Annotated in this window: 22 protein-coding genes and 1 tRNA gene; 12 read left to right on the forward strand and 11 right to left on the reverse strand. The window is 66.0% G+C overall.

The features are described from left to right. Positions 1-111: 111 nt before the first annotated feature. Genes waaF through ACZ5MJ_RS15240 form a run of 4 tightly spaced genes read left to right on the forward strand, consistent with a single transcriptional unit; the run spans position 112 to position 3,352 of the window. Positions 112-1,134 (forward strand): lipopolysaccharide heptosyltransferase II, encoded by a 1,023-nt coding sequence (gene waaF, locus ACZ5MJ_RS15225; RefSeq protein WP_464220443.1) that lies wholly within the window; start codon positions 112-114, stop codon positions 1,132-1,134. 31 nt (positions 1,135-1,165) lie between these two features. Continuing rightward, entirely contained in the window at positions 1,166-1,606 is a 441-nt protein-coding gene (locus ACZ5MJ_RS15230; RefSeq protein ID WP_464220444.1) for a YybH family protein, read from the forward strand. Positions 1,607-1,649: 43 nt separating this feature from the next. Beyond that, entirely contained in the window at positions 1,650-2,735 is a 1,086-nt protein-coding gene (locus ACZ5MJ_RS15235) for a YheT family hydrolase (RefSeq protein WP_464220445.1), read from the forward strand. Positions 2,736-2,761: 26 nt separating this feature from the next. Further along, on the forward strand, positions 2,762-3,352 hold the full coding sequence (locus ACZ5MJ_RS15240; RefSeq protein WP_464220447.1) for a DUF2946 family protein: 591 nt from the start codon (positions 2,762-2,764) through the stop codon (positions 3,350-3,352). Between the two features lie 3 nt (positions 3,353-3,355). Here the strand turns inward: ACZ5MJ_RS15240 and ACZ5MJ_RS15245 are convergent, their stop codons facing one another. Continuing rightward, positions 3,356-5,179, reverse strand: coding sequence for a beta-barrel assembly-enhancing protease (locus tag ACZ5MJ_RS15245; protein WP_464220448.1), 1,824 nt, complete (start codon positions 5,177-5,179; stop codon positions 3,356-3,358). Between the two features lie 97 nt (positions 5,180-5,276). On the opposite strand from ACZ5MJ_RS15245, the gene moaC reads away from it, so the two are divergent. After that, a complete protein-coding gene (gene moaC / locus ACZ5MJ_RS15250; protein ID WP_464220450.1) occupies positions 5,277-5,762 on the forward strand; it encodes a cyclic pyranopterin monophosphate synthase MoaC in 486 nt (161 codons plus the stop codon). A 69-nt stretch (positions 5,763-5,831) separates the two neighbouring features. Here the strand turns inward: moaC and ACZ5MJ_RS15255 are convergent, their stop codons facing one another. Next, complete coding sequence (locus ACZ5MJ_RS15255) at positions 5,832-7,091, reverse strand: GGDEF domain-containing protein (RefSeq protein ID WP_464220452.1); 1,260 nt, start codon at positions 7,089-7,091, stop codon at positions 5,832-5,834. A gap of 335 nt (positions 7,092-7,426) precedes the next feature. Here ACZ5MJ_RS15255 and ACZ5MJ_RS15260 point away from each other — a divergent pair, with 335 nt between their 5' ends. Beyond that, positions 7,427-7,840, forward strand: coding sequence for a hypothetical protein (locus ACZ5MJ_RS15260; protein WP_464223733.1), 414 nt, complete (start codon positions 7,427-7,429; stop codon positions 7,838-7,840). A gap of 14 nt (positions 7,841-7,854) precedes the next feature. Then, entirely contained in the window at positions 7,855-8,370 is a 516-nt protein-coding gene (locus ACZ5MJ_RS15265) for a hypothetical protein (protein ID WP_464220454.1), read from the forward strand. A gap of 1 nt (position 8,371) precedes the next feature. On the opposite strand, the gene ACZ5MJ_RS15270 is transcribed toward ACZ5MJ_RS15265, so the two are convergent. From ACZ5MJ_RS15270 to recA, 8 genes are all read right to left on the reverse strand, one after another. After that, positions 8,372-10,168 carry a PglL family O-oligosaccharyltransferase gene (locus ACZ5MJ_RS15270; RefSeq protein ID WP_464220455.1) on the reverse strand — a complete coding sequence of 599 codons (1,797 nt, stop codon included), beginning with the start codon at positions 10,166-10,168 and terminating at the stop codon, positions 8,372-8,374. Between the two features lie 98 nt (positions 10,169-10,266). Then, positions 10,267-10,770, reverse strand: coding sequence for a pilin (locus ACZ5MJ_RS15275; RefSeq protein ID WP_464220457.1), 504 nt, complete (start codon positions 10,768-10,770; stop codon positions 10,267-10,269). A 319-nt stretch (positions 10,771-11,089) separates the two neighbouring features. Further along, entirely contained in the window at positions 11,090-11,785 is a 696-nt protein-coding gene (locus ACZ5MJ_RS15280; RefSeq protein ID WP_464220459.1) for a TerC family protein, read from the reverse strand. Between the two features lie 245 nt (positions 11,786-12,030). Next, positions 12,031-12,912 carry a succinate--CoA ligase subunit alpha gene (gene sucD / locus ACZ5MJ_RS15285; protein ID WP_464220460.1) on the reverse strand — a complete coding sequence of 294 codons (882 nt, stop codon included), beginning with the start codon at positions 12,910-12,912 and terminating at the stop codon, positions 12,031-12,033. A gap of 97 nt (positions 12,913-13,009) precedes the next feature. Beyond that, positions 13,010-14,176, reverse strand: coding sequence for an ADP-forming succinate--CoA ligase subunit beta (gene sucC / locus ACZ5MJ_RS15290; protein ID WP_464220462.1), 1,167 nt, complete (start codon positions 14,174-14,176; stop codon positions 13,010-13,012). Positions 14,177-14,265: 89 nt separating this feature from the next. Further along, positions 14,266-14,970, reverse strand: coding sequence for a DUF2889 domain-containing protein (locus tag ACZ5MJ_RS15295; protein WP_464220463.1), 705 nt, complete (start codon positions 14,968-14,970; stop codon positions 14,266-14,268). A 310-nt stretch (positions 14,971-15,280) separates the two neighbouring features. Further along, positions 15,281-15,748 (reverse strand): recombination regulator RecX, encoded by a 468-nt coding sequence (gene recX, locus ACZ5MJ_RS15300; protein ID WP_432259283.1) that lies wholly within the window; start codon positions 15,746-15,748, stop codon positions 15,281-15,283. Positions 15,749-15,852: 104 nt separating this feature from the next. Beyond that, positions 15,853-16,917 carry a recombinase RecA gene (gene recA, locus ACZ5MJ_RS15305; RefSeq protein ID WP_464220464.1) on the reverse strand — a complete coding sequence of 355 codons (1,065 nt, stop codon included), beginning with the start codon at positions 16,915-16,917 and terminating at the stop codon, positions 15,853-15,855. Positions 16,918-17,154: 237 nt separating this feature from the next. On the opposite strand from recA, the gene ACZ5MJ_RS15310 reads away from it, so the two are divergent. From ACZ5MJ_RS15310 to ACZ5MJ_RS15330, 5 genes are all read left to right on the forward strand, one after another. Beyond that, positions 17,155-17,844: a response regulator gene (locus tag ACZ5MJ_RS15310; RefSeq protein ID WP_464220466.1), complete on the forward strand. Its 690-nt coding sequence runs from the start codon at positions 17,155-17,157 to the stop codon at positions 17,842-17,844. A 57-nt stretch (positions 17,845-17,901) separates the two neighbouring features. Then, on the forward strand, positions 17,902-19,464 hold the full coding sequence (locus ACZ5MJ_RS15315; RefSeq protein WP_464220467.1) for a sensor histidine kinase N-terminal domain-containing protein: 1,563 nt from the start codon (positions 17,902-17,904) through the stop codon (positions 19,462-19,464). Beyond that, positions 19,464-19,784 carry a DUF4212 domain-containing protein gene (locus ACZ5MJ_RS15320; RefSeq protein WP_464220468.1) on the forward strand — a complete coding sequence of 107 codons (321 nt, stop codon included), beginning with the start codon at positions 19,464-19,466 and terminating at the stop codon, positions 19,782-19,784. The genes ACZ5MJ_RS15315 and ACZ5MJ_RS15320 overlap by 1 nt, the downstream gene beginning before the upstream one ends. 251 nt (positions 19,785-20,035) lie before the next feature. Next, the gene (locus ACZ5MJ_RS15325) at positions 20,036-21,736 is read left to right on the forward strand and encodes an MFS transporter (RefSeq protein ID WP_464220470.1); all 1,701 of its coding nucleotides are present in this window, start codon (positions 20,036-20,038) and stop codon (positions 21,734-21,736) included. Between the two features lie 132 nt (positions 21,737-21,868). Beyond that, a tRNA-Met gene (locus ACZ5MJ_RS15330) sits at positions 21,869-21,945 on the forward strand. A gap of 105 nt (positions 21,946-22,050) precedes the next feature. On the opposite strand, the gene ACZ5MJ_RS15335 is transcribed toward ACZ5MJ_RS15330, so the two are convergent. Then, on the reverse strand, positions 22,051-22,638 hold the full coding sequence (locus ACZ5MJ_RS15335; RefSeq protein ID WP_464220472.1) for a YcbK family protein: 588 nt from the start codon (positions 22,636-22,638) through the stop codon (positions 22,051-22,053). Positions 22,639-22,659: the final 21 nt, after the last annotated feature.

A 22,659-nucleotide genomic window follows, 5' to 3' on the forward strand; every position in this document is an offset into this window, starting at 1 on the left:
CTCCTGCAATCGCACGATCCCGACGCTCCGGGCCGCCCCCAGGCGCCCCGGAGCGTTGGCGTTCCCGGCGTCCGCGCCGGTGCGCCCGTGCCGGCTCCTTGCGCCCCGCCCATGAAGAAAGCCCTCGTCATCGCCCCCAACAGCATCGGCGACGCCCTGATGGCGCAGCCGCTGTTTGCGCTGCTCAAGGCACGCCATCCGCGTCTGGTCATCGACGCACTCGCGCCCAAGGGGGTCGCGCCGGTGCTCGCGCGCATGCCGGAGATCGGCCGCGTGTTCCCGTCCGACCTCGCGCACGGCAAGCTGCAGTTGTCGGCGCGGCTGATGTTCGCGCAGCAACTGAAGAACGAAGGCTACGACCTCGGCTACGTGCTGCCGAACTCGCTCAAGGCGGCGCTGATCCCGTGGCTGGCCGGCATTCCGCTGCGGGTCGGCTACCGTGGCGAAGCGCGCTTCGGCATGCTCAACGTGCGCCACGCCAACCCGCCGCGCGACCAGCGCCCGCCGATGGCGGAGCACTACGCGCGCCTCGCGCTCAAGCCCGGCGCACGCCTGCCCGAAGACCTGCCCGAGCCGCGCCTGCGGGTCGACCCGGCGCGCGTGGCGGCCACCGCCGAGCGCTTCGGCCTGGCCCCGCACACGCGCGTGATCGCGTTCTGTCCTGGCGCGGAGTCCGGCCCGGCCAGGTGCTGGCCGGCCGGCCATTTCGCCAGGCTGGCGCAGATGCTGCGGCGTTCCTACCCGTACGCGCAGATGATCGCGCTGGGCTCGGCCAAGGACGCCGGGATCGCCGCGGAAATCGCCAGCGAGGCCCCGTTCGTGCGCAACCTGTGCGGCCAGACCTCGCTCGACGATGCGGTGGACCTGCTGGCGCTGTCCGAAGCCGCGGTCTGCAACGATTCCGACCTGATGCACGTCGCCGCGGCGCTGAGCCGCCCCCAGGTGGCGGTGTACGGTTCGAGCGATCCGCGCCACGCGCCGCCGCTGTCACAGGCAGCGAGTATCATGTGGCTGCAGCTCGAGTGCAGTCCCTGCTTCAAGCGCGAGTGTCCGCTGGGCCACCTGCGCTGCCTGAAAGAGATCGAACCAGAAATGGTGTTCGTCGAGCTGCGCAAGCTGCTGCACCGGCCCTGACTTCCCCGCCCTTGCCACGTCTACTGCCAACATGCCTCGCTTTGCCCGCCTGTTCGATTCCGCCGAAGACATCGTCGAAGCCTTTCGCGAAGCGCTGAAGCTGCGCGACGCCGAAGGCGCGCTGCGCCTGTGGCTGGACGAAGACTCGATCACCTGCGTGCTGCCCGACGGGCAGCGCCTGATCGGCCATGAACAGCTGCGCCAGGCCTTCTCGCAGTTGCTGGAAGAACAGCCGGTGCTGGTCGACGCCATCGAAACCAGCAGCCATGCGTCGATGGCCGTATCGATCTTCGACGTGACCGAGGCGCTGCGCTTCGGCAGCGACCGCGTCGAGGCCGACCTGTTTGTGCACACCACCTATGTGCTGATGCAGAACCACGAAGGCTGGCGCCTGGCCCATATCCACTGCAGCCCGGCCAATGCGGTGCAGGTAGCCACCGTGGCAGCCGCGCCGGGGCAGGCGCTGCACTGAATCTGCCGGGCCGCGCCGCGGCCTGCTGCAACACCACGCCGGCATGACGCAGCTTCCGCACCACCGCCTGCCACGCGCCGGCCAGGCTGACCCCGCCACCGCACCCGCGCATGGCTACGCCGATGACGCGCCGATGCCCTGGTGGCTGCGCGGCGGCCATGCCCAGACCATCATTCCCGCGCGCTTCACGCGCCGGCCACCGCGCGTCAGCTTCCGCCGCGAGCGCTGGGACACCCCCGACCAGGACTTCATCGACCTCGACTGGACCACCCATCCGGTGCAGCCGGATACGCCGCTGGTGGTGATGTTCCACGGCCTGGAGGGCGATTCCGGCAGCCATTACGCGCAGGCGCTGATGCATGCGCTGTCCCTGCGCGGCTGGCAGGGCGTGGTCCCGCATTTCCGTGGCTGCTCGGGCGAACTCAACCTGGCACCGCGCTTCTACCACTCGGGCGATTCGGCCGAGATCCGCTGGGTGCTGGAGCGCATGCGCCAGCGCCACTGCGCCAGCGGGCGCAAGCTGCTGGTGGTGGGGATCTCGCTGGGCGGCAACGCGCTGCTGCGCTTCCTGGGCGAAGACGGCACCGGCGCCGGCCACGTGCATGCGGCCGCGGCGATCTCCGCGCCGCTGGACCTGGCTGCCGGAGGCGCGGCGCTGTCGGCCGGCTTCAACCTGGTCTACACGCGCATGTTCCTGCAGACGCTCAAACGCAAGTCGCTGGCCAAGCTGGGGCAGTTCCCGGGGCTGTTCGACCGCGACACGATGCTGGCCAGCCGCGACCTGTACGCCTTCGACAACGTCGTCACGGCGCCGCTGCACGGCTTTGCCGATACCGACGACTACTGGCGCCGCGCCGCCAGCAAACCCGTGCTGCGCGACATCGCCGTGCCCACGCTGGTGCTCAATGCGCGCAACGATCCCTTCCTGCCGGCCCGGCACCTGCCCGGCCCGGCCGACGCCAGCCCGCAGGTATGGCTGGAGCAGCCCGAGCACGGCGGCCATGTCGGCTTCATGACCCCGCCCGAGGGCTGGCGCCGGCAGCTGCCGCTGCTGCCCGACGGGCGCTTCAGCGGCCATATCGAATGGCTGCCGGCGCGGATCCTGCGCTTTTTCGACAGCATGATGTAAGGCGGGGGTCCGCCGGGGAGACAGAGATGGACGAGATCGTCAGGCAAGCGATGGCACGCTGGCCCAACGTGCCCAACGCCTACGGCTGGCTGGCGCTGGACCGCCGCGGCCAGTGGCGTCTGCGCAACGAGTACGCCCAGCAGCACGGGCTGTCGGGCGACCCCATCCGCAACGAAGCGCTGATCGGCTTTATCGAACGCAACTACCTTTGCGACGAGCGCGGCGCCTGGTACTTCCAGAACGGGCCGCAGCGCGTGTTCGTGTCGCTCGGCTATGCGCCGTGGATCGTGCGGCTGCATGCGGGCGAGTTTCGCACCACCACGCAGCAGGCCTTCACGCTGCAGGCCTGCTATGCCGACGAGCACGGCAACGTGGTGCTGGCTGGCGCGGTCGGGGGCATGGCGCAAGGCAGTGCGCCGGCACAGCAGGCCGCCCTGCTGCACGACCACGACCTGGAACTGTTCAGCGGCACCAGCACCTGGCATGGCGAAGCGTGCGGCGCGGCGCTGGGCGTGTTCCACCACGCCGGCCGCGCTATCCCGATCGAGCCCGTGGCGGAAGACGAGGTGCCGAAGCGCTTCGGCTTCGTGCGCCAGCCGGCGCCGCCGGCTGGCTGAACACTAGTTCGGTATGCCCTTGTTGTCCTGCTTGTCCTCGCGGAACTGGCGCTCCAGCTGGTGCAGGCGCGCATCGACCTCGGACAGCGTGTAGAAGTCGCCATCGCCGGCCTTGCGCGCGATCTGCAATTGCTCGATGGCGGCCTGGTAGGAGCCGTCCATCGCGTACTTCTCGGCCAGCGCCTGGTGCTGCTGCAGACGCTTGCCCTGCCCCGCGTAAGCGCGCGCCAGCATCTCCCACCAATCGCTGCGCCCGGTCTCCTGGCGCGTGCGCTCGCGCAGGAAGCGCACGGCGTCGTCATAGCGGCCCGAGCCGATCAGGGTCTCGGCATAGGTAATCGCCACCGCGTGCGACAGCGGGAACGCCTTCATCGAAGCACTGGCCTGGGACAGCGCCTCGGGCACGCGGCCCTGCGCGCGCGCCAGTTCCACCGCCATCACGTCGAGCATGGGGCTGCCCGAGGTGGCGCCGGGGATATTGCCGTAGAGGCGGCGCGCCTCGCCCAGCGCCTGCTCGGCGGCGGCGTAGCGGCCCAGGCGCTGCTCCGTGAACGCAATCCCGTAATACACCGCCGGCAGGCGCAACGCCGAGGCCCCGGACATCTGCGACTGCAATGCGGCGCGCAGGTTCTGCAAATCGCTGGGCGAGATCTCCTGGATCACACGAGACCGCATGCGGGCGAATTCGTACTCCGGCGTGTTGGACACCTTGCGCGCCGCGACATGCCTGACGCGGTCCTGCATGTCGGCAATCCGCTCGGAGGTCAGCGGGTGGGTCCGCACATAGGACGGCACCGAGTTCTCCGCGGTCCCCGACGCACGCTGCAGCCGCATGAAGAAATCAGGCATGCCTTGCGGGTCAAACCCCGCCGCGGTCAGGATCTGGAAGCCGACCCGGTCAGCCTCGCGCTCGGCGCCGCGCGAGAACGACAACTGGTTGGCGATGGCCGCGCCCTGCCCGCCCATCGCCAGCGCCGCTGCCGCATCCGGGCTGCGCGTCGCGGCCAGGCCCGCCAGCACCATCGACGCCAGCGCAATCCACATCGACTGGTCCTGCGAGGTGATGCCGCGCGCGATATGCCGCTGCATCACGTGGCCGATTTCATGGCCCAGCACCGAGGCCAGCTCCGACTCTGTATCGGATTGCACCAGCAGCCCCGTATGCACGCCGATAAAGCCGCCCGGCAGCGCAAACGCGTTGATGCTGCGGTCGCGCACCGCGAACAGGTCGAAGCCGGTGGCAAACGTGCCCGCCCCGGTCGAGCCGGAAATATTCTGGCGCCGCGCCGCCTGCACCAGCCGGTAGCCGAGCGCGTTCAGGTAATCGGACAGCAGCGGGTCCGCCACGTACTGCGGGTCGCGCCGGATATCGCGCATGATGCGGTCGCCCAGCCGCTTTTCCATGTCGGGCGACAGCGAAGCCGTGGACGGGTCGCCCAGGTCCGGCAACTGCACGCCGCCGGCCTCGACCACCGCATTGTTGGTACGCAGGCCGAACTCTGATTTCTGGCCTGCCTTCACGCTGCGGTTCAGGTTGTCGTAGACCTGGTCGCTGGCGTCGTCCGCGATGGCGGGCACTGGCTGGCGGCTGGCGGCCACGGGCGTGGCTGGTGCCGCCGCCGATCGCGGCGTACCCTGGGGCCAGGCCGGCGCCGCGAACGTCAGCGCCAGCAGCGCCGCCAGCGGCCGCCGCCATGGCGTCCAGGCGCCGCCCGCACGGCAATGACCGTCGGCGCCGCGATGTGACGAGGAACCGGCTGGAACAGCGTCCGCCACGGCGCCAGGGCCGCTTGCGGCAGACCTGCGAAGCGATGGGTGTTTTGGCATGTTGCTATGATAGCGGCCTCCCGTGGCCGTTCCCATCGGATGCTTCCCAATGGCGCCGGCGGCCCCTTGCACGCAGTTCGTACCGAAGCTTCCGATCATGACCCAGCTCACCCATTTCGATACCGCCGGACAAGCCCACATGGTCGACGTCGGCGACAAGGCCAGCACCCACCGCGTCGCGGTGGCCACCGGCACCATCACCATGCAGCCCGCCACCTTCGCACTGGTGCGCGACGGCAGCGCCAGGAAGGGCGACGTGATCGGCATCGCCCGCGTGGCGGCGATCATGGCCACCAAGCGCACCGCCGATTTGATCCCGCTGTGCCACCCGATCGGCCTGACCAAGGTCGCCGTCGATTTCGCCCTGGATGAAGCCACCGCCACCGTCGCCTGCACCGTGCGCACCGAAACCCGCGGCCAGACCGGCGTGGAGATGGAGGCACTGACCGGAGTGCAGGTGGCGCTGCTGACGATCTACGACATGTGCAAGGCGGTGGACCGGGGCATGGTGATCGGCAATGTGAAGTTGCTGGAGAAGCATGGGGGCAAGTCGGGCGACTGGGTGGCTGATTCGGGCAAGTAATTGTTTTATAAGCCTGAACTGCGCCATTCAGATCAGGTCGCCCTGATGGCGCGATCGTCGCCGCCTCATCTACGGCGCATCCGCCCAATCGGCATGACGCGGGTACCTTTCCGACGCCGCCGAATCAAATATCGCGAGCGGAAGGGAATTCGCGCCCTTGCCCGCGGACTCGTCCGACCATTGACGGTACCGGATACTGTTGCGCCCGGAGGCTTTGGCCTCATAGAGCAAGGCATCGGCGGCGGCGATCAAGGCCCCTTCGGTCACGTCTTCTCCTGCAACCGAAAAATCGACGGCCAACACGCCAAAGCTCGCCGTGGTGGCAATGCTGCGACCGGGACCATCATTCGTCGGGCTACCCGCGATCGTCGCACGTAGCCGTTCCGCAACGTGCAAGGCATTGTCAAGGTCGGTTTGCGACAAGACCAGAAGGAACTCTTCGCCGCCGTAGCGCACGGTGCTGTCAACGTGCCTGCGGGTCAGCGCCCGCAGCACCGTCGCAATGTGCTGCAGGACGGCGTCGCCAGTCTGGTGCCCATAGGCGTCGTTGATCGACTTGAAGTGATCTACATCACATACCACAAGGGTCAACCAGTGTTTATGCCGCCGTGCCCTCGCGACTTCCATCGGCAGTAGCGTTTCATGCAGATGGCGCCGGTTGTAGCACCCGGTGAGATGGTCGCGTACCGACAGATGCTTCAGGTCAATCAGGACACGGTACTCGTCGCGCCATAAGCGATGGTAGCGGCGGGCTGCAACCAGTCCGAAGCTGTTGGCAAGCAGCAAGAGCATCGACATGGTCAGTGCGTCAGAGGGAGTCAGATTTCCCTTTTCCAAGGCAATCAGGATGAAAGCCACCGTGGTCGCAATGGCAATACCCTGCGCGATGACCAGCCGATTGGGGATGAAGAGGTAGACGACGATCAACATGATGCACAGGGACATTGCATGCCATGCGATCTCGTCCGGGCGGTTCCAGACGATGAGCATGAACGTTGCCATCCCGACCACTTCAGCGGCGCTTGCCACAAACCAGAGACCCGCTATGGGTTCCGGGTGTTCGCGAATCAGGAACCAGCCCAGGATTGCCGTGATCGCGACAAGGGTGCGGCCAACGAACAGCATCAATGCCACATGCCCATATCCCAGCGCCGCCACATCCGTCATGGCAAAGGCCAGGTAGAAGGTGGAACAGAAGAACAATGTCAGGCGTAGCGAAGTTCGGCTGTGGCCCAGATGGTGACGCTGGAAGGCAAGTTCCAGTTCAGCGCTGCGGAACTCCACGCGCAGCGGGTGGATTCCAGATTCAGATGGGGATTCGGCGTTCAAGGTCTTGTCTGCTAGGTTTTGCTTGAAACACTTTATTACATTTCCGCCGACACCGGCGTGACCTGGCTTCCTGGCCGTTGATACCGATCCCGAAATGCTTCATCGGTTATTCGACATTGGCACTGGGCTGACTGATCGGATCGCGCCCTTGTACACGATGCCTTACGCCATCGTCGTTCCCCCGTAATAATGGTAACGCCACATTTCCAGGTACACCGCCCCGACGCCAGCGCGCGACAATTTGGTATTCAATATGATTGCAGGCCGGCAATGACCGCGGCCTGCTGACCCTGTCCGTGGCATGCCACCGGCGCGGCGGGGAAAGGGTGGATACCATGAACGGGCGCATGCTCTGCCAGATCGCCCTGGCACTGGCGGCCACGGCCGCAAGCGGCGCCGCCCTCGCCGGGCGGGCCGATTTCGATCACCATGGCGGACGCGGCGGTTTCATCAAGACCCGCGTCGGCGTCGGCGTCTACGTCGGGCCCGGCGTGTTCTATGGCGGCTACCCGTACGGCTATCCCGCCTATCCCTACTATCCGCCGGCCGTGGTCGCGGTGCCGGCGGCGCCGCAGGAATACATCGAACAAGGTCCCAACGGTCCGGTTCCCGCCCCCGGCCCGGAGGGTGTTCAACCGTCGCAAAGCTGGTGGTATCACTGCAGCCAGCCGGACGGCTACTACCCCTACGTGCAGTCCTGCCCCGGCGGCTGGCAACGCGTGCCGGCGCAGCCGCCGGCCAACTCCTGATGCGGGGTGACATCATGCATGCCTTGAACCGTGCCGCGCTGGCCGCGGCCACCCTGACCCTCGGCGCCTGCGCCGTGATGCCTGCCGGCCCCAGCGTGATGGCGCTGCCGGGCACCGGCAAGAACTTCGAGCAATTCCGCGCCGACGACTACAACTGCCGGCAGTTCGCCCTCGGCCAGGTCGGCGGGGTCTCATCCGCGCAGGCCGCCAACAATGCGGCTGTCGGCAGCGCCGTGGTCGGCACCGCGCTGGGCGCCGCGGCCGGCGCGGCCTTCAATGGCGGTTCGGGCGCGGCTGTGGGCGCTGGCGTCGGCCTGCTGGCCGGCGCCGCGGTTGGCGCGGGCAATGCGCAGTACTCGGGTTACGGCACGCAGCGGCAATACGATGCCGCCTACATCCAGTGCATGTACGCCAACGGCAACCGCGTGCCGATCCCCGGGCGCGTGGCCGCCGCGCCGCGTCCGGCGCCACGGTACTACTATCCGCCGCCCCCGCCGCCGGCCTATTACAGCCCATACCCGTACTACTAGGTCAGTTGCGGCCCCATTCGGAGAACCGCCGCGAGCGATCGCCCACCCAGGCGCAGAACGCCTGGGGGCGTTCGCCGGGCTTCAGGGCCCGGCAATCCTGCGCGATCGCCGCATACTGCGCGGCTTCATCGCCCAGGTAATACCAGCGCAACCGCTCCATCCACTGGCGGCCCTGCGCAGGATCGCCGGTCAGCGCCAGCAGCAGCGCGGTGCGCGAGATCATGGTCGGCGTCGGCAACAGATGGACGGCTGCGATGTGCGCGGGCAACAGCTCCGCCGCATTGGCCGGCGTGATGGTGGCCTGCCCGGCGGCATCGGCCTGCGCATGCTGGCGGAACCAGAAGCGCGGCATCGGCAAGGTATTGCGGCCCTCGCTGCTGGCATATTCGCGCGCTTCGGCGCGGCGATAGTCTTGCCACATGGTGCCCAGCACAACCGTAGCCACCACGACAAACGCCAGCGCCAGCCCCCGTGCCAATGGCATCGGCACGCGCCAGCGCCCGAAGCCCGACGGCTCCAGCCAACCGAGCATGAAGCAGAACGGCAGGAAGAAATACAGGTAATGCAGCGGGTATTCGAGCATCGAATGCGCGCACAGCATCGCCAGCCAGGTCAGCACCAGCACGGTCTGCTTGCGCTCTTCGCTGTCGCCGTGCCACAGGCGCACACGAATCACGCGCCATAGCCACGCCAGCAGGATCACGCCCACGCCGGCGGTGCCGGCGATCCCCGTCTTCGCCAGCAAGTCGAGAATGGCGTTGTGCGCGTGCAGGGACATCTCCACCTTGACGCCGACTTGCGGCAGCTGCTGGAACTGCGCCCAGCCGAACTCGCCCCAGCCGACGCCGAACCACGGGTGGGAGCGGAACATGGCCAGCGCATGCGTCCACAGCGCACCGCGCGCGGACATCTGGTCTTCGGCTTCAAGCTGCGCGATGGTATCGAACAGGTGCCAGTCAAACGCATGGCCTGCCGCGCGGATCGCAGGTTGCAGGATCAGCAGCATGGCCACCATCGCGACTGCGGCGACGAGCAGACCGATTGGTCGCTGCATCGGATCCAGGTCGCGTCGAGCGTCTCGCGCGAGCCACGCGGCGATCAGCGCGTAGAGCCCAGCCAGGCCAACATGCAGCACGCCGGTGCGCGAACCGGAGAGCACGATGCCACTTACCAGCAGGGCCACGGCTGCGAGCCACATCGGGAAGCGCAGGCGGCCACGCGAGGCCAGCCATACTGATGCGGCCAGCGCCAGGCCTTCGACGGTGGCCTGGTGGTTGGGCTGGTTCAGGTTGCCCCAGAGGCGGCGGTTGGTGTCGTAGAAGTAGGTGGAGACGAGGCCGAGGGTGCGGGGTTCTAGGTGGAAGAGCTGGATCCACTGGGCCAGCGTGCCCAAGAGACCGGCCAGAACGAAGGCTGTGGCGAGGGTGGCAGCCATGGCTAGCCGTACATTTGGGGGCGATGACTGAAGGTAGCGCCACACCGCAATCATGACCGCCACGCCGAGAGTTAGTGCGATTTGCGTGAGAAGGCGACTGCCAGAGACATCAGGCAAGGCTGTGGCAACGTGCACGAGGCTAATAGCGAGGAGCCAAAGCGGAAATACTGCAACCCAAGGCAGCGATCTGTTGCTTGTTGACGATCGCTGATGCTCGAGTAAAAGACAAAGCACGCAAAGCGCAGCTGCCACCCATTCGCCGTAGAACGTTGCGAGCGGCAGGGTATGCTTGGAAACCAGCAGCGGAACAGCAACCGCTAGGGCAACGGCAGCCGCCGGTAGATCAGTCTTCGACGGCGGCATGGGAGCGCCTTGTTGGAGAAAAGGCGCATGATAGCTTGCCGAAGGGGAAAAGAAAAAGCGCCCCGATAGGGGCGCCTGCTGATTCCTAACTCTTTAAATTACTTCCACTTAGCAATTTCCGTTGTGCACGGTGCCGCGGCGGCATTCGTTGATACGGTCCACGTCAAGACGTTGCTTCCGGCATTGGGGGCCGGCGTGTACGTGATCGTCTTACCATTTGCGCACGTACCAATACCGGTGGCCGCAAGCGTCACGACAATTGCCCCAGTTTTCGTGGTGAGGTTGTAACTCGCGATTTCGCTGGTGGCCGTCGGCGCCGCCGTAAGGCCCAAGCCGCCAGCTGTCTGAGCACCTGTCCAGGAGTCCGCCACAATTGCGCTGGGATCGCCACCGTTGTACTGCATATATTCAGCTACCGCGATTTTCAGCGGCTCAACCGCGCTAGGCACTTTTGCCAGGCGCGCCCGGATCGTGTAGTCCTGATACTGCGGAATCGCAATCGCCGCCAGAATACCAATGATCGCCACCACGATCATCAGTTCGATCAGCGTAAAACCCTTCTGGACGCGGCGGCCCAGTTTCTTAAGTTGCACCCGTTGCATGATTTGACCCCTCGAAGAGATTTTGGTTAAGCGTTGCACGTCTTCGTTTTTCGTGACGCGGGAACGATTGAGCAGTAAGCGTGCCAGCGGATCCCCCATTCGTAAGGCGTAGAAAAGCGACAATTTTCGTCACCCGTCAGGGGAAGTCTCGCCGGTTGCGCCAAAAATTGTCACCCCTGCCCGCCATCACGGACCAGACCGACAAAATATGCGATCACTTACATGAGTTAGTTGGCCAGAAGGCCAGCAACCGCATCGCGGCGGCGCTGACGAAAAAAGGCGGCCATCAGGCCGCCCTGCTCACCCAGGCGAAGTCTCGTCAGGCAGTCTGTGCCTGGCGGCGGCTCAGCAGCTTGCCGATGAGCACCACCAGGATCGCGCCGGCGACGCCGAATACCAGGTGGGCGTGCGGCACGTGGACTTCGAACCAGGCTGCGTCGACCGGGTCGCTGACCAGCATTTCGCCGGCTAGGTAGCCCAGCAGCGCGGCGCCCAGCACGATGATGACCGGGAAGCGTTCCATCACCTTGAGCAGGATGGTGCTGCCGAACACGATCAGCGGGATCGACAGGCCCAGGCCCAGGATCAGCAGCATCAGCTGGCTGCCTTCCGGGCCCTTCTGGGCGGCGGCGGCCACGGCGACCACGTTGTCCAGCGACATCACCAGGTCGGCGATCAGGATGGTGCGGATGGCGGCCCAGATATTGTCCTTGGCGTCATGGCCGTCCTCGTCGTCGTCGCCGGTCAGCAGCTGCACGCCGATATAGACCAGCAGCACGGCACCGATGATCTTCAGGTACGGCAGGCTCAGCAGCTTGACCGCGGCCACGGTCAGCACCACGCGCATGATGATGGCGGCGGCGCTGCCCCAGAAGATGGCCTTCTTCTGCTGGGCGGGCGGCAGGTTGCGCGAGGCAAGCGCGATCACCACGGCGTTGTCGCCGGACAGGACGATGTTGGTCAGGATGATCGATCCCAACGCAATCCAGAATGTGGTGGAAGACAGCAGTTCCACGGGGAGGCTCCTCGAGTTCTATCTATGGGCCCGGCCCGCCATATGATGGCGATTCGGATGTCTGAAAACACAGACATGAATATTTATCGTACGAACCTTTCGATTCGGTTTCAAACCCCGGCGAGACGACTTGGGAAATACCCTAGGAACCGTCCCGCCAGAATGACATTGCCCCCGCACGGGGCGGGGGCAATGTCTCGTCATTCCCGCGCGGGCGGGACGACGCGCTCGAAAGCACTCGGCAGTTACAGCATTGCCTTCAGCAGGCGGCCCATTTCGGACGGGTTCTTGGTCACCTTGATGCCGCAGGCTTCCATGATTTCCAGCTTGGCCTGGGCGGTGTCGGCACCGCCCGAGATCAGCGCGCCGGCGTGGCCCATGCGCTTGCCCGGAGGCGCGGTCACGCCAGCGATGAAGCCAACCACCGGCTTCTTCATGTTGTCCTTGATCCAGTAAGCCGCGTTGGCTTCGTCCGGACCACCGATTTCACCGATCATGACCACGGCGTCCGTTTCCGGATCGTCGTTGAACATCTTCATGACGTCGATGTGCTTCAGGCCGTTGATGGGGTCGCCACCAATGCCGACAGCCGACGACTGGCCCAGGCCCAGCGCGGTCAGCTGGCCCACGGCTTCATACGTCAGCGTGCCCGAGCGCGACACCACGCCGATGCGGCCCTTGCGGTGGATGTGGCCCGGCATGATGCCGATCTTGATTTCGTCCGGCGTGATCAGGCCCGGGCAGTTCGGTCCCAGCAGCAGGGTCTTCTTGTTCTCGCGGCGCATGCGGTCCTTGACTTCCATCATGTCGCGCACGGGGATGCCTTCGGTGATGCAGACCACCAGGTCCAGGTCGGCGTCAACGGCTTCCCAGATCGCGGCAGCGGCGCCTGCGGGCGGCACGTAGATGACCGACACGGTGGCGCCGGTCTGGGCCTTGGCGTCCTTGACGCTGGCGTAGATGGGAATGCCTTCGAAGTCTTCGCCGGCCTTCTTCGGGTTCACGCCTGCGACGAAGCAGTTCTTGCCGTTGGCGTAGTCGCGGCAGCCACGGGTGTGGAACTGGCCGGTCTTGCCGGTGATGCCCTGGGTGATGACCTTGGTGTCTTTGTTGATCAGAATCGACATGCTGTAATCCTTTGCTTTTCTACGAGCGGCGCGCGCAAGGGCTCAGTGAGCCCGGCGCACCGCTCGCGTTCGCGTATGGTTGCGTTCGTGCGACGGCTTACTTGCCAGCGGCAGCGGCCACCACCTTCTGGGCGGCTTCTTCCATCGTGTCGGCCGAGATGATGGGCAGGCCCGAGTCGGCCAGCATCTGCTTGCCGAGGTCCTCGTTGGTGCCCTTCATGCGCACGACCAGCGGCACCGTCAGGTGCACGGCCTTGGACGCGGAGATCACGCCTTCGGCGATCACGTCGCAGCGCATGATGCCGCCGAAGATGTTGACCAGGATGGCCTCCACGTTCGGGTTGCTCAGCATCAGCTTGAAGGCTTCGGTCACCTTCTCGGTGGTGGCACCGCCGCCCACGTCGAGGAAGTTGGCCGGCTCGCCGCCGAACAGCTTGATGGTGTCCATGGTGGCCATGGCCAGGCCGGCGCCGTTCACCAGGCAGCCGATGTTCCCGTCCAGCGAGATATAGGCCAGGTCGAACTTCGAAGCTTCGATTTCGTTGGCGTCTTCTTCGTCCAGGTCGCGGTAGGCGACGATTTCCGGATGACGGAACAGGGCGTTCGAGTCGAAGTTGAACTTGGCGTCCAGGGCGATGACCTTGCCGTCGCCGGTCAGGATCAGCGGGTTGATTTCAGCCAGCGAAGCGTCGGTTTCGTAGAACGCCTTGTACAGGCCTTGCAGGGCCTGGCGGGCTTGCGCCACGCTCGCGTCGGGCACGCCGATCTTGCGGGCGATGTCATCGGCTTCCGCGTCGGTCAGGCCGATCGACGGCTCGATGATCAGGGTGTGGATCTTTTCCGGGCTGTGGGCAGCGACTTCTTCGATGTCCATGCCGCCTTCGCTCGAGGCCATCAGCGCGACCTTCTGCGAAACGCGGTCCACCACCAGCGAAACGTACAGTTCCTTCTTGATGTCGGCGCCTTCTTCGATCAGCAGGCGGTTGACCTTCTTGCCTTCCGGACCGGTCTGGTGCGTGACCAGCTGCATGCCCAGGATGTTCGAAGCGTAGGTCTTGACGTCGTCGATGCTCTTGGCAACCTTCACGCCGCCGCCCTTGCCGCGGCCACCCGCATGAATCTGGGCCTTGACGACCCACACCGGGCCGCCGAGCGTTTCTGCGGCCTTCAGGGCCTCGTCAACCGAGAACGCGGGAATGCCGCGCGGAACCGGCACATTGTATTTGCGCAGGATTTCCTTGCCTTGATACTCATGGATATTCATGCGTGTTTCCTTTCGGGTAGGCGTAAAAGGTAGAAGGGAAGAATCTGAATGAAGACGAACTCTCTCGTCGGGCTGGCCAATCCTGAGAATCAGCCGGAGGTGCCGGTCGGCCGCTCGGCCGGGACAGCGTCGTTGCCGTCGTTTGCGTCACCACCGCGGTCGCCATTGGCCGCGGCTGGCACCTGAGGCGCCATTGCGACGGCAGGCGCGGCCTCGGCCCGTACCTTGGGCTTCGGCTGGTGACCATACCAGCGCGGGTAAAACTGACGGACCACCTCGCCATCGAAACGCAGGGCATGGCAGCCGTTCAACTGATAGGGCGGCTCCGGATTTGGATCGTCCTCGCCGTTGCCGCGGATATCGATGACTTCACCGGCAAAGGCCTGGATCGCGGTGCTGGGCAGCACGCCCGCGGCCTCGGTCAGGTGCGAGCAGCCGTGCATGCCGCCCAGGCGCTCGCGCACCGCCTTGCGGAAGCCCTTGAGCAGGTTCAGCCCGATCAGCTTGCGGTAGGCCGGGCCGATCGTGTCGCAATGGGACGGATACGGCACCCAGTCCGAACAGGCCTCGGCATCCAGCACCGTCATGGCCTCGTTGATCGTGATGCGCAGCCACAGGTCGTGCAGGGGCTGGCCCACCGGCCGGACGCGGTCGCCGGCCAGTTCGATGTCGCGAGGCTTGGTGTCGGTCAGGCGCACCTCGATATCCCACAAGCCGTCCTCTCTCTGGTACGCCTCGGCCGTAATGGCGCGACGGTGACGCTGGGAGCGGTTGACGGGCTGGGACAGAGGCATGGCCAGGCTGGAAATACGGGGGCTGGGGAACGGCGGCGCCGGAGCACCGAATAACCCGGGGAGTTTAACATGCCGCGCCGCGTTGGCCGGGAACATCCTTGCGCGGCAACTGTCGCGGCGGGATTGTCGGCCAACCATGGCGGCCCGCATGGGAAGGCGCCTTGCCGCAATGCACCAGCGGACACCGGCTCCGGCGTGGCAACAAAATCGTCGCCACCTCGGCCCGGGCATGGTGCGATGCAGCGGATACACCCTGATGCCAGTGCAGGTACTCCGGCCAGAAAATGCCGCCAGCACCACACGCCGGCATTCAACCCTCGTCGCCGTAGTCTTCGTCCGCACCCTGGATGATCTTGCTGACGACCGCACGCGAAAATCCGCGCGCCACCATGAAGCGGATCTGCTTTGCCCTGGCCTCGGGCGTGTCCGGCGGGGTGCCGAAGCGCTTGCGCCAGACCTCGCGCGCGCGCTCGACTTCCGTGGCGCGCAGGCGCTCCTGCAACTCGCCAAGCTCCTCGCTGCCGAGCTTGTGGGTCTTGGCTTCCTGCATCACGCGCGCGGTGCCGTAGCGGGCGCCGCGGCGATGCACCAGGCTGTCGGCAAAGCGCTGGTTCGACAGCCAGTTCTCGCGCTCCAGCGCGTCCAGCAGCTGCTCCAGTTGCTCGGCCGATTCAGCATGCGGCGCCAGCTTGCGCGCCAGCTCGGCGCGGCTGTGCTCGCGGCGCGACAGGTAGCCGACGGCGCGGGCCTTCAGCGAAAGCGGGGGACGGGTTGACATGCGTTTCCGGGATCTGTGGGCATGAGTTCGGGCCTGCCAAGCAAAAAGGCCGGGGCATCGGCGATGCCCCGGCCTTCCGGATGGCGCAGTGGCCGCCGGTGCGGTCAGTCTTCGACCGCTACCGCCGTGGCTGCGGCCGTGGGGTTCATGGCCACCACGCCCAGCGCCGCGCGCACCTTGTTCTCGATCTCGTCGGCAATATCGGGGTTCTCGCGCAGGTATTCGCGCGCGTTGTCCTTGCCCTGGCCGATCTTGTCGCCGTTGTAGCTGTACCACGCACCCGACTTCTCGACGATCTTGGCGTCCACGCCCAGGTCGATGATCTCGCCCTGGCGCGAAATGCCCTGGCCGTACAGGATGTCGAAGAAGGCCTCGCGGAACGGCGGCGACACCTTGTTCTTGACCACCTTGACCTTGGTCTCGTTGCCGATCACGTCGTCGCCCTTCTTGATCGAGCCGATGCGGCGGATATCCAGGCGCACCGAGGCGTAGAACTTCAGCGCATTGCCGCCGGTGGTGGTTTCCGGCGAGCCGAACATCACGCCGATCTTCATGCGGATCTGGTTGATGAAGATCACCAGGCAGTTGGTGCGCTTGATGGTGCCGGTCAGCTTGCGCAGCGCCTGGCTCATCAGGCGGGCCTGCAGGCCGGGCAGCGAATCGCCCATTTCGCCTTCGATTTCGGCCTTGGGCACCAGCGCCGCCACCGAGTCGATCACGATCAGGTCGATCGAGCCCGAGCGCACCAGCGCGTCGGTGATTTCCAGTGCCTGCTCGCCGGTGTCCGGCTGCGAGATCAGCAGGTCGCCGACGTTCACGCCCAGCTTGCCGGCGTAGCTGACGTCCAGCGCGTGCTCGGCGTCGATAAAGGCGCAGGTACCGCCCAGCTTCTGCATCTCGGCCACGACCTGCAGCGTCAGCGTGGTCTTGCCCGAGGATTCCGGACCGTAGATCTCGACCACGCGGCCGCGCGGCAGGCCACCGACGCCAAGTGCGATATCCAGGCCGAGCGAACCGGTGGAAACCACCTGGATGTCCTTCTCGACCTCGCCGTCGCCCAGGCGCATGATCGAGCCCTTGCCGAACTGCTTCTCGATCTGGGAGAGCGCGGCGGCAAGCGCCTTTTGCTTCTCGGCGCTCACGCCGGCACCTGCCTTCTTGTCGTCCATGGTCGTCCTTGAGTCAATGGTGTATAAATAGGCCGCATGTGGCGCGGCACCGGCATTTGCCGGCATCGGCGCCGGCCCGGCTGTCTGCGCGGCCGCACTCCAGGGGGTCTCCCCGGGCGGCCCTAGCGGAACGTGCGGGTACTGTATAAAAAAACAGTATGCTTGGCAAGCCCCATCGCGCCGTCTGCGCCCGTTGCGCATCCGGTGCCGGCTATGCCGGCCAGGGTGGAGACAACCATGCGCATTCTGATCGCCGAAGATGACGACGTGCTGGCCGACGGCCTGACGCGCTCGCTACGTCACTCGGGCTACGCCGTCGACTATGTCGCCAACGGCCTGGAAGCCGATTCCGCATTATCGACCCAGACCTTCGACCTGCTGATCCTGGACCTGGGCCTGCCGCGCATGTCCGGGCTGGAAGTGCTCAAGCGCCTGCGCGCGCGCGGCGCCATGCTGCCGGTGCTGATCCTGACCGCCGCCGACAGCGTCGACGAGCGCGTCAAGGGCCTGGACCTGGGCGCCGATGACTATATGGCCAAGCCCTTTGCCCTGTCCGAGCTGGAAGCGCGTGTGCGCGCGCTGGTGCGGCGCGGCGCCGGCGGCGGCGCCACGCTGATGCGGCATGGGCCGCTGGCCTACGACCAGGTCGGGCGCATCGCATATCTCAACGACCAGATGCTGGAGCTGTCCGCGCGCGAGATCGGCCTGCTGGAGATCCTGCTGACGCGCAGCGGCCGCCTGGTATCGAAAGAGCAGCTGGTGGACCACCTGTGCGAATGGGGCGAGGAAGTCAGCAACAACGCCATCGAGGTCTACGTGCACCGGCTGCGCAAGAAGATCGAGGTGGGCGGCATCCGCATCGCCACCGTGCGCGGGCTGGGCTACTGCCTGGAGAAATTCCAGCCGGCGGTGGCCACGCCGCATTGATCCACCGACCGACGCCACCGCAGGCCACGCGACTGACCTGAGCGCAATTTCGCCGAGATGAGCCTGCTGCGACTGCCCTGGCGGCGCGTGCCGCGCGCCGCGCCACCGCCCTCCTCCACCGCCTCCGGTGCAAACGCGGCGGACGCCACCGACCAGGACCTGGCCGACGCCCTGCCGCATCTTGAGGAAAGCTCCGCCCATCCGGCGCCGCGCTCCTTGTTCGGCGAGATCCTCGACTGGATGCTGGCGCCGCTGCTGCTGCTGTGGCCGATGAGCATCGCGGTGACTTACCTGGTGGCCAAGTCGATCGCCAACGGCCCCTTCGACCGCGCGCTGGAGGCCAGCGCCATCGTGCTGTCGCAGCAGGTGCGCGAGGTCAACGGCCGCGTCACGCTGCAGCTGCCGCTGTCGGCGCGCGAAATCCTGCGCGCGGACGAGACCGACAACATCTACTACCAGGTGGTCGGCAAGCGCGGCGAGTACATCGCCGGCGACCACGACCTGCCGCTGCCCTCCGAGGACGACCAGGGCCACGCCGGCCTGGTGTCGCTGCGCGATGACCGCGTGTCCGGCAATGACGTGCGCGTAGCCTATACCTATATCGACCTGAAGCAGGTCAGCGGCACCCAGCCGGTGCTGGTGCAGGTGGCCGAGACCCTGGACAAGCGCGCGCGGCTGGCCAACGAGATCATCAAGGGCGTGATCTTGCCGCAGTTCGTGATCCTGCCGCTGGCGGTGGTGCTGGTGTGGTTCGGGCTGTCGCGCGGGCTGGCGCCGCTTACCGCGATCCAGCAGCGCATCCGCGCGCGCACCCCCGGCGATACCAGCCCCATCGACGAGCGCGCCGCGCCGCAGGAAATCACGCCGCTGGTGGGCTCGTTCAACGACTTGCTGGCGCGCCTGGACCAGTCGGTGCAGACGCAGAAGCGCTTTATCGCCGATGCCGCGCACCAGATGAAGACGCCGCTGGCGGGCCTGCGCATGCAGGCCGAGCTGGCGCAGCGCGAGCAGTCGCCCGAAGAATTGCGGCGCTCGCTGGCGCAGATCGCGGGCAGCTCGGAGCGCACCGCGCACCTGGTCACGCAGCTGCTGTCGCTGGCGCGCATGGAGAACCTGGCGGGCACCGGCGGCATGGCCGCGCTGGACCTCGCGGCGCTCGCGCGCGAGGTGGTCAAGGACTGGCTGCCGCAGGCCTGGGCGCGTGACATCGACCTGGGGCTGGATGCCGACGATCATCCGGTGATGATCCAGGGCAACCGCCTGATGCTGACCGAGATGCTGAACAACCTGCTCGACAACGCCATCCGCTACACTCCGCGCGGCGGGCATGCCACGGTGCGCGTCAGCGCCGACGCCTTCGAGCCGTTCGCCTACCTGGATGTGGAAGATACCGGCCCGGGTATTGCGCCGGCCGAGCGCGACCGCGTGATGGAGCGCTTCTACCGCGTGCTCGGCACCAACACCGAAGGCAGCGGCCTGGGCCTGGCCATCGTGCGCGAGATCGTGCAGCAGCACGGCGGCGAGGTCAACATCACCGATCATGTCTACCAGCAGGAACCGCGCCTGGCTGGCGCGCATTTCCGGATCACGCTGCGGCGCCCGGACATCGAGCCCTCCTGATGCACAAGCACCCGCAAATTCCTCCTGCCGAGCGGCAGGCCTGGCACCGCAACCTGCGCTGGATCGGCATGCTGCTCGTCATCTGGTTCGTGGTGACCTTTGTCGCCAGCTGGTATGCGCGCGAACTCCGGTTTGATTTCTTCGGCTGGCCATTCTCGTTCTGGGTCGGCGCGCAAGGCGCGCTGATCATCTACGTGCTGATGGCCGCGCTCTACGCCTGGCTCATGAACCGGGCCGACGAGGACGCCGACGAACACCCGGTCGCCCCCGCCCCTCCTTCGCAGGGCGCCTCGCGCGGCGCACACTCGGATGCTGCATAGCGGCATTGCCGACGCCCTGAAAATACCAGTCTGTCGCGGCGATAACCCACCGCAATGCAGCATGAAAATGCCCGTCGGCGGCTAGCGTATACCCCGACGCAATCAGCACTTCTGCGCGCGAATCTGTCAGAACGCAGTAAGTTTCGCGACCCACAATCCTTGCAACTTCGGCAGCACGGCCGCGGGATGCCGTTGCGCACGCAACGGCCGGCGGCCCGCCGGAGATCCATTCGACCGACGGAGGGGACAAGATGGCTAACGCGCAGAACGTTGCGGTGCCCGGTGGGGGCGCCCAAAACGCACCGATGACGCATGAAGAGAGGAAGGTGATTCTGGCCTCCTCGCTGGGCACGGTGTTCGAGTGGTATGACTTCTACCTGTACGGCTCGCTGGCAGCCGTGATCGCCAAGCAGTTCTTTGCCGGCCTGGATCCGACCTCGGCCTTCATCTTCGCGCTGCTCGCCTTCGCGGCAGGCTTCATCGTGCGTCCGTTCGGCGCACTGGTGTTCGGGCGCCTGGGTGACATGATCGGCCGCAAGTACACCTTCCTGATCACGATCCTGATCATGGGTATGTCGACGTTCATCGTCGGCCTGCTCCCCGGCTTCAACACCATCGGCTGGGCGGCTCCGGTGATCCTGATCGCCCTGCGCATGCTGCAAGGCCTGGCACTCGGCGGCGAGTACGGCGGTGCCGCCACCTACGTGGCCGAGCATGCTCCGCACGGCAAGCGCGGCGCCTACACCGCGTGGATCCAGACCACCGCCACGCTGGGCCTGTTCCTGTCGCTGATCGTGATCCTGCTGTGCCGTGAACTGACCGGCCCGAACTTCGATGTCTGGGGCTGGCGGATTCCGTTCCTGGTCTCGATCCTGCTGCTGGCCATGTCGGTGTACATCCGCCTGTCGATGAGCGAATCGCCGGCATTCCAGCGCATGAAGGCCGAGGGCAAGACGTCCAAGGCGCCGCTGACCGAGTCGTTCGCCCAATGGCGCAACCTGAAGATCGTGATCCTGGCACTGGTGGGCCTGACTGCCGGCCAGGCCGTGGTCTGGTACACCGGCCAGTTCTACTCATTGTTCTTCCTGACCCAGGTGCTCAAGGTCGATGCCAAGTCGGCCAACCTGCTGATCGCCGGCGCACTGGTGGTCGGCACGCCGTTCTTTATCTTCTTCGGCTCGCTGTCGGACAAGATCGGCCGCAAGTGGATCATCATGGTGGGCTGCGCGCTGGCCGTGCTGACCTACTTCCCGTTGTTCAAGGCCCTGACGCACTACGCCAACCCGGCACTCGAGCGTGCCCAGCAGACCGCCCAGATCGTCGTCACCGCCGACCCGAAGCAGTGCTCGTTCCAGGGCAGCCCGATCGCCCGCGAGGTGGACTTCCGCAGCTCCTGCGACATCGCCAAGCGGACCCTGGCCCAGGCTTCCGCCAGCTATGAAGTCGTGAACGCTCCGGCCGGCACCACCGCTACGGTGAAGATCGGCGACAAGGAAATCAGCTCGCTGAACGGCACGCTGGTCCCGGCCGGCCACAGCTTCGACGACGCCAGCAAGAAGCAGATCGCCGCCTTCAAGAAGGAAGTGGGCGATTCGATGGCGGCTGCCGGCTATCCGACCAAGGCTGATCCGGCGCAGATGAATACCATCATGGTGCTGGTCATCCTGACGATCCTGGTGATCTACGTCACCATGGTCTACGGCCCGATCGCCGCCATGCTGGTGGAACTGTTCCCGACCCGCATCCGCTACACCTCGATGTCGCTGCCCTACCATATCGGCAACGGCTGGTTTGGCGGCCTGCTGCCCACCATCTCGTTCGCGCTGGTGGCCCAGAACGGCAATATCTACTACGGCCTCTGGTACCCGATCATCATCGCTGCCGTCACCTTCGTGGTAGGCGCGCTGTTCGTCCGCGAGACCAAGGACGTGAACATCTACGCCAACGACTGACCGGTCGTGCGGCATTGACGGAAGCGGCAGGCCATCCGGCCTGCCATTTTTTAAGCACGAAGCCTTCGTGCAAAATCTTCACGGTAAGGTGTTGACAGCCTCGAAACCCTAGGTATAATCTCAGTCTTCGTTGGCGAATTAGCTCAGTCGGTTAGAGCGACGGAATCATAATCCGCAGGTCCGGGGTTCGAGTCCCTGATTCGCCACCATCTATTTGAAAAGCCGCGATCCCGCAAGGGGTCGCGGCTTTTTGCTTTGGGGAATTGCCAGGACGGAAAAGCGGGCCGCGCATTTTGGGCGACCACGTACAACGCTTACCAGTAACGCACGCGCCCGGTATCGATGTGCACGAACTGGTCGGACTCGTAGAAGCCGACACCCCCGCCCTGCAACGACTTGGCCGCGTCGCGCACGTCCGCCAGCGGCACGCCTGCCAGGCGGATGTCGATGGCCTTGCCGTCCATGTGCAGGCTGTGCTTGGCCACGCCGCCGCCGCGCGTGTTGCGCAGGCGCATGTTGGTGGCCGGGCTGCGGTAACCGGAGATGACCTGGAACGGCTGGTCGGTGCCAAGCTCGCGGCGGACCTGGAACAGCAGGTCGAACAGCTGCGGGTCGATCGTGCCGACCTGGCCGGAGTAGTGGTCGCGCAGGAAGCCGTTGAGCGTGGTCAGCGCTTCGGGAACGAAGCGGTCGCCCACGGCGTAGACCAAGGACACGTGCTCGCCGGTATGCGTGTGGTCGAAAGCCAGCGCGCGGGCATCTGGCAGGCCTGCCAGGCCCTGGTTCGCAGGCAGGCTGGCCAGCGCCTGGCGCGGTGCCAGCGGCATCAGGCCAGCGGCGAGTGCCAGCGTTCCGGTGGCATGAAGAAAGTGGCGGCGTGCCTTGCGCGTCGCATCAGTCATGGTACTTCCTCTGAATGTGCG

The sequence above is a fragment of the Cupriavidus sp. LA-1 genome (assembly GCF_055385985.1).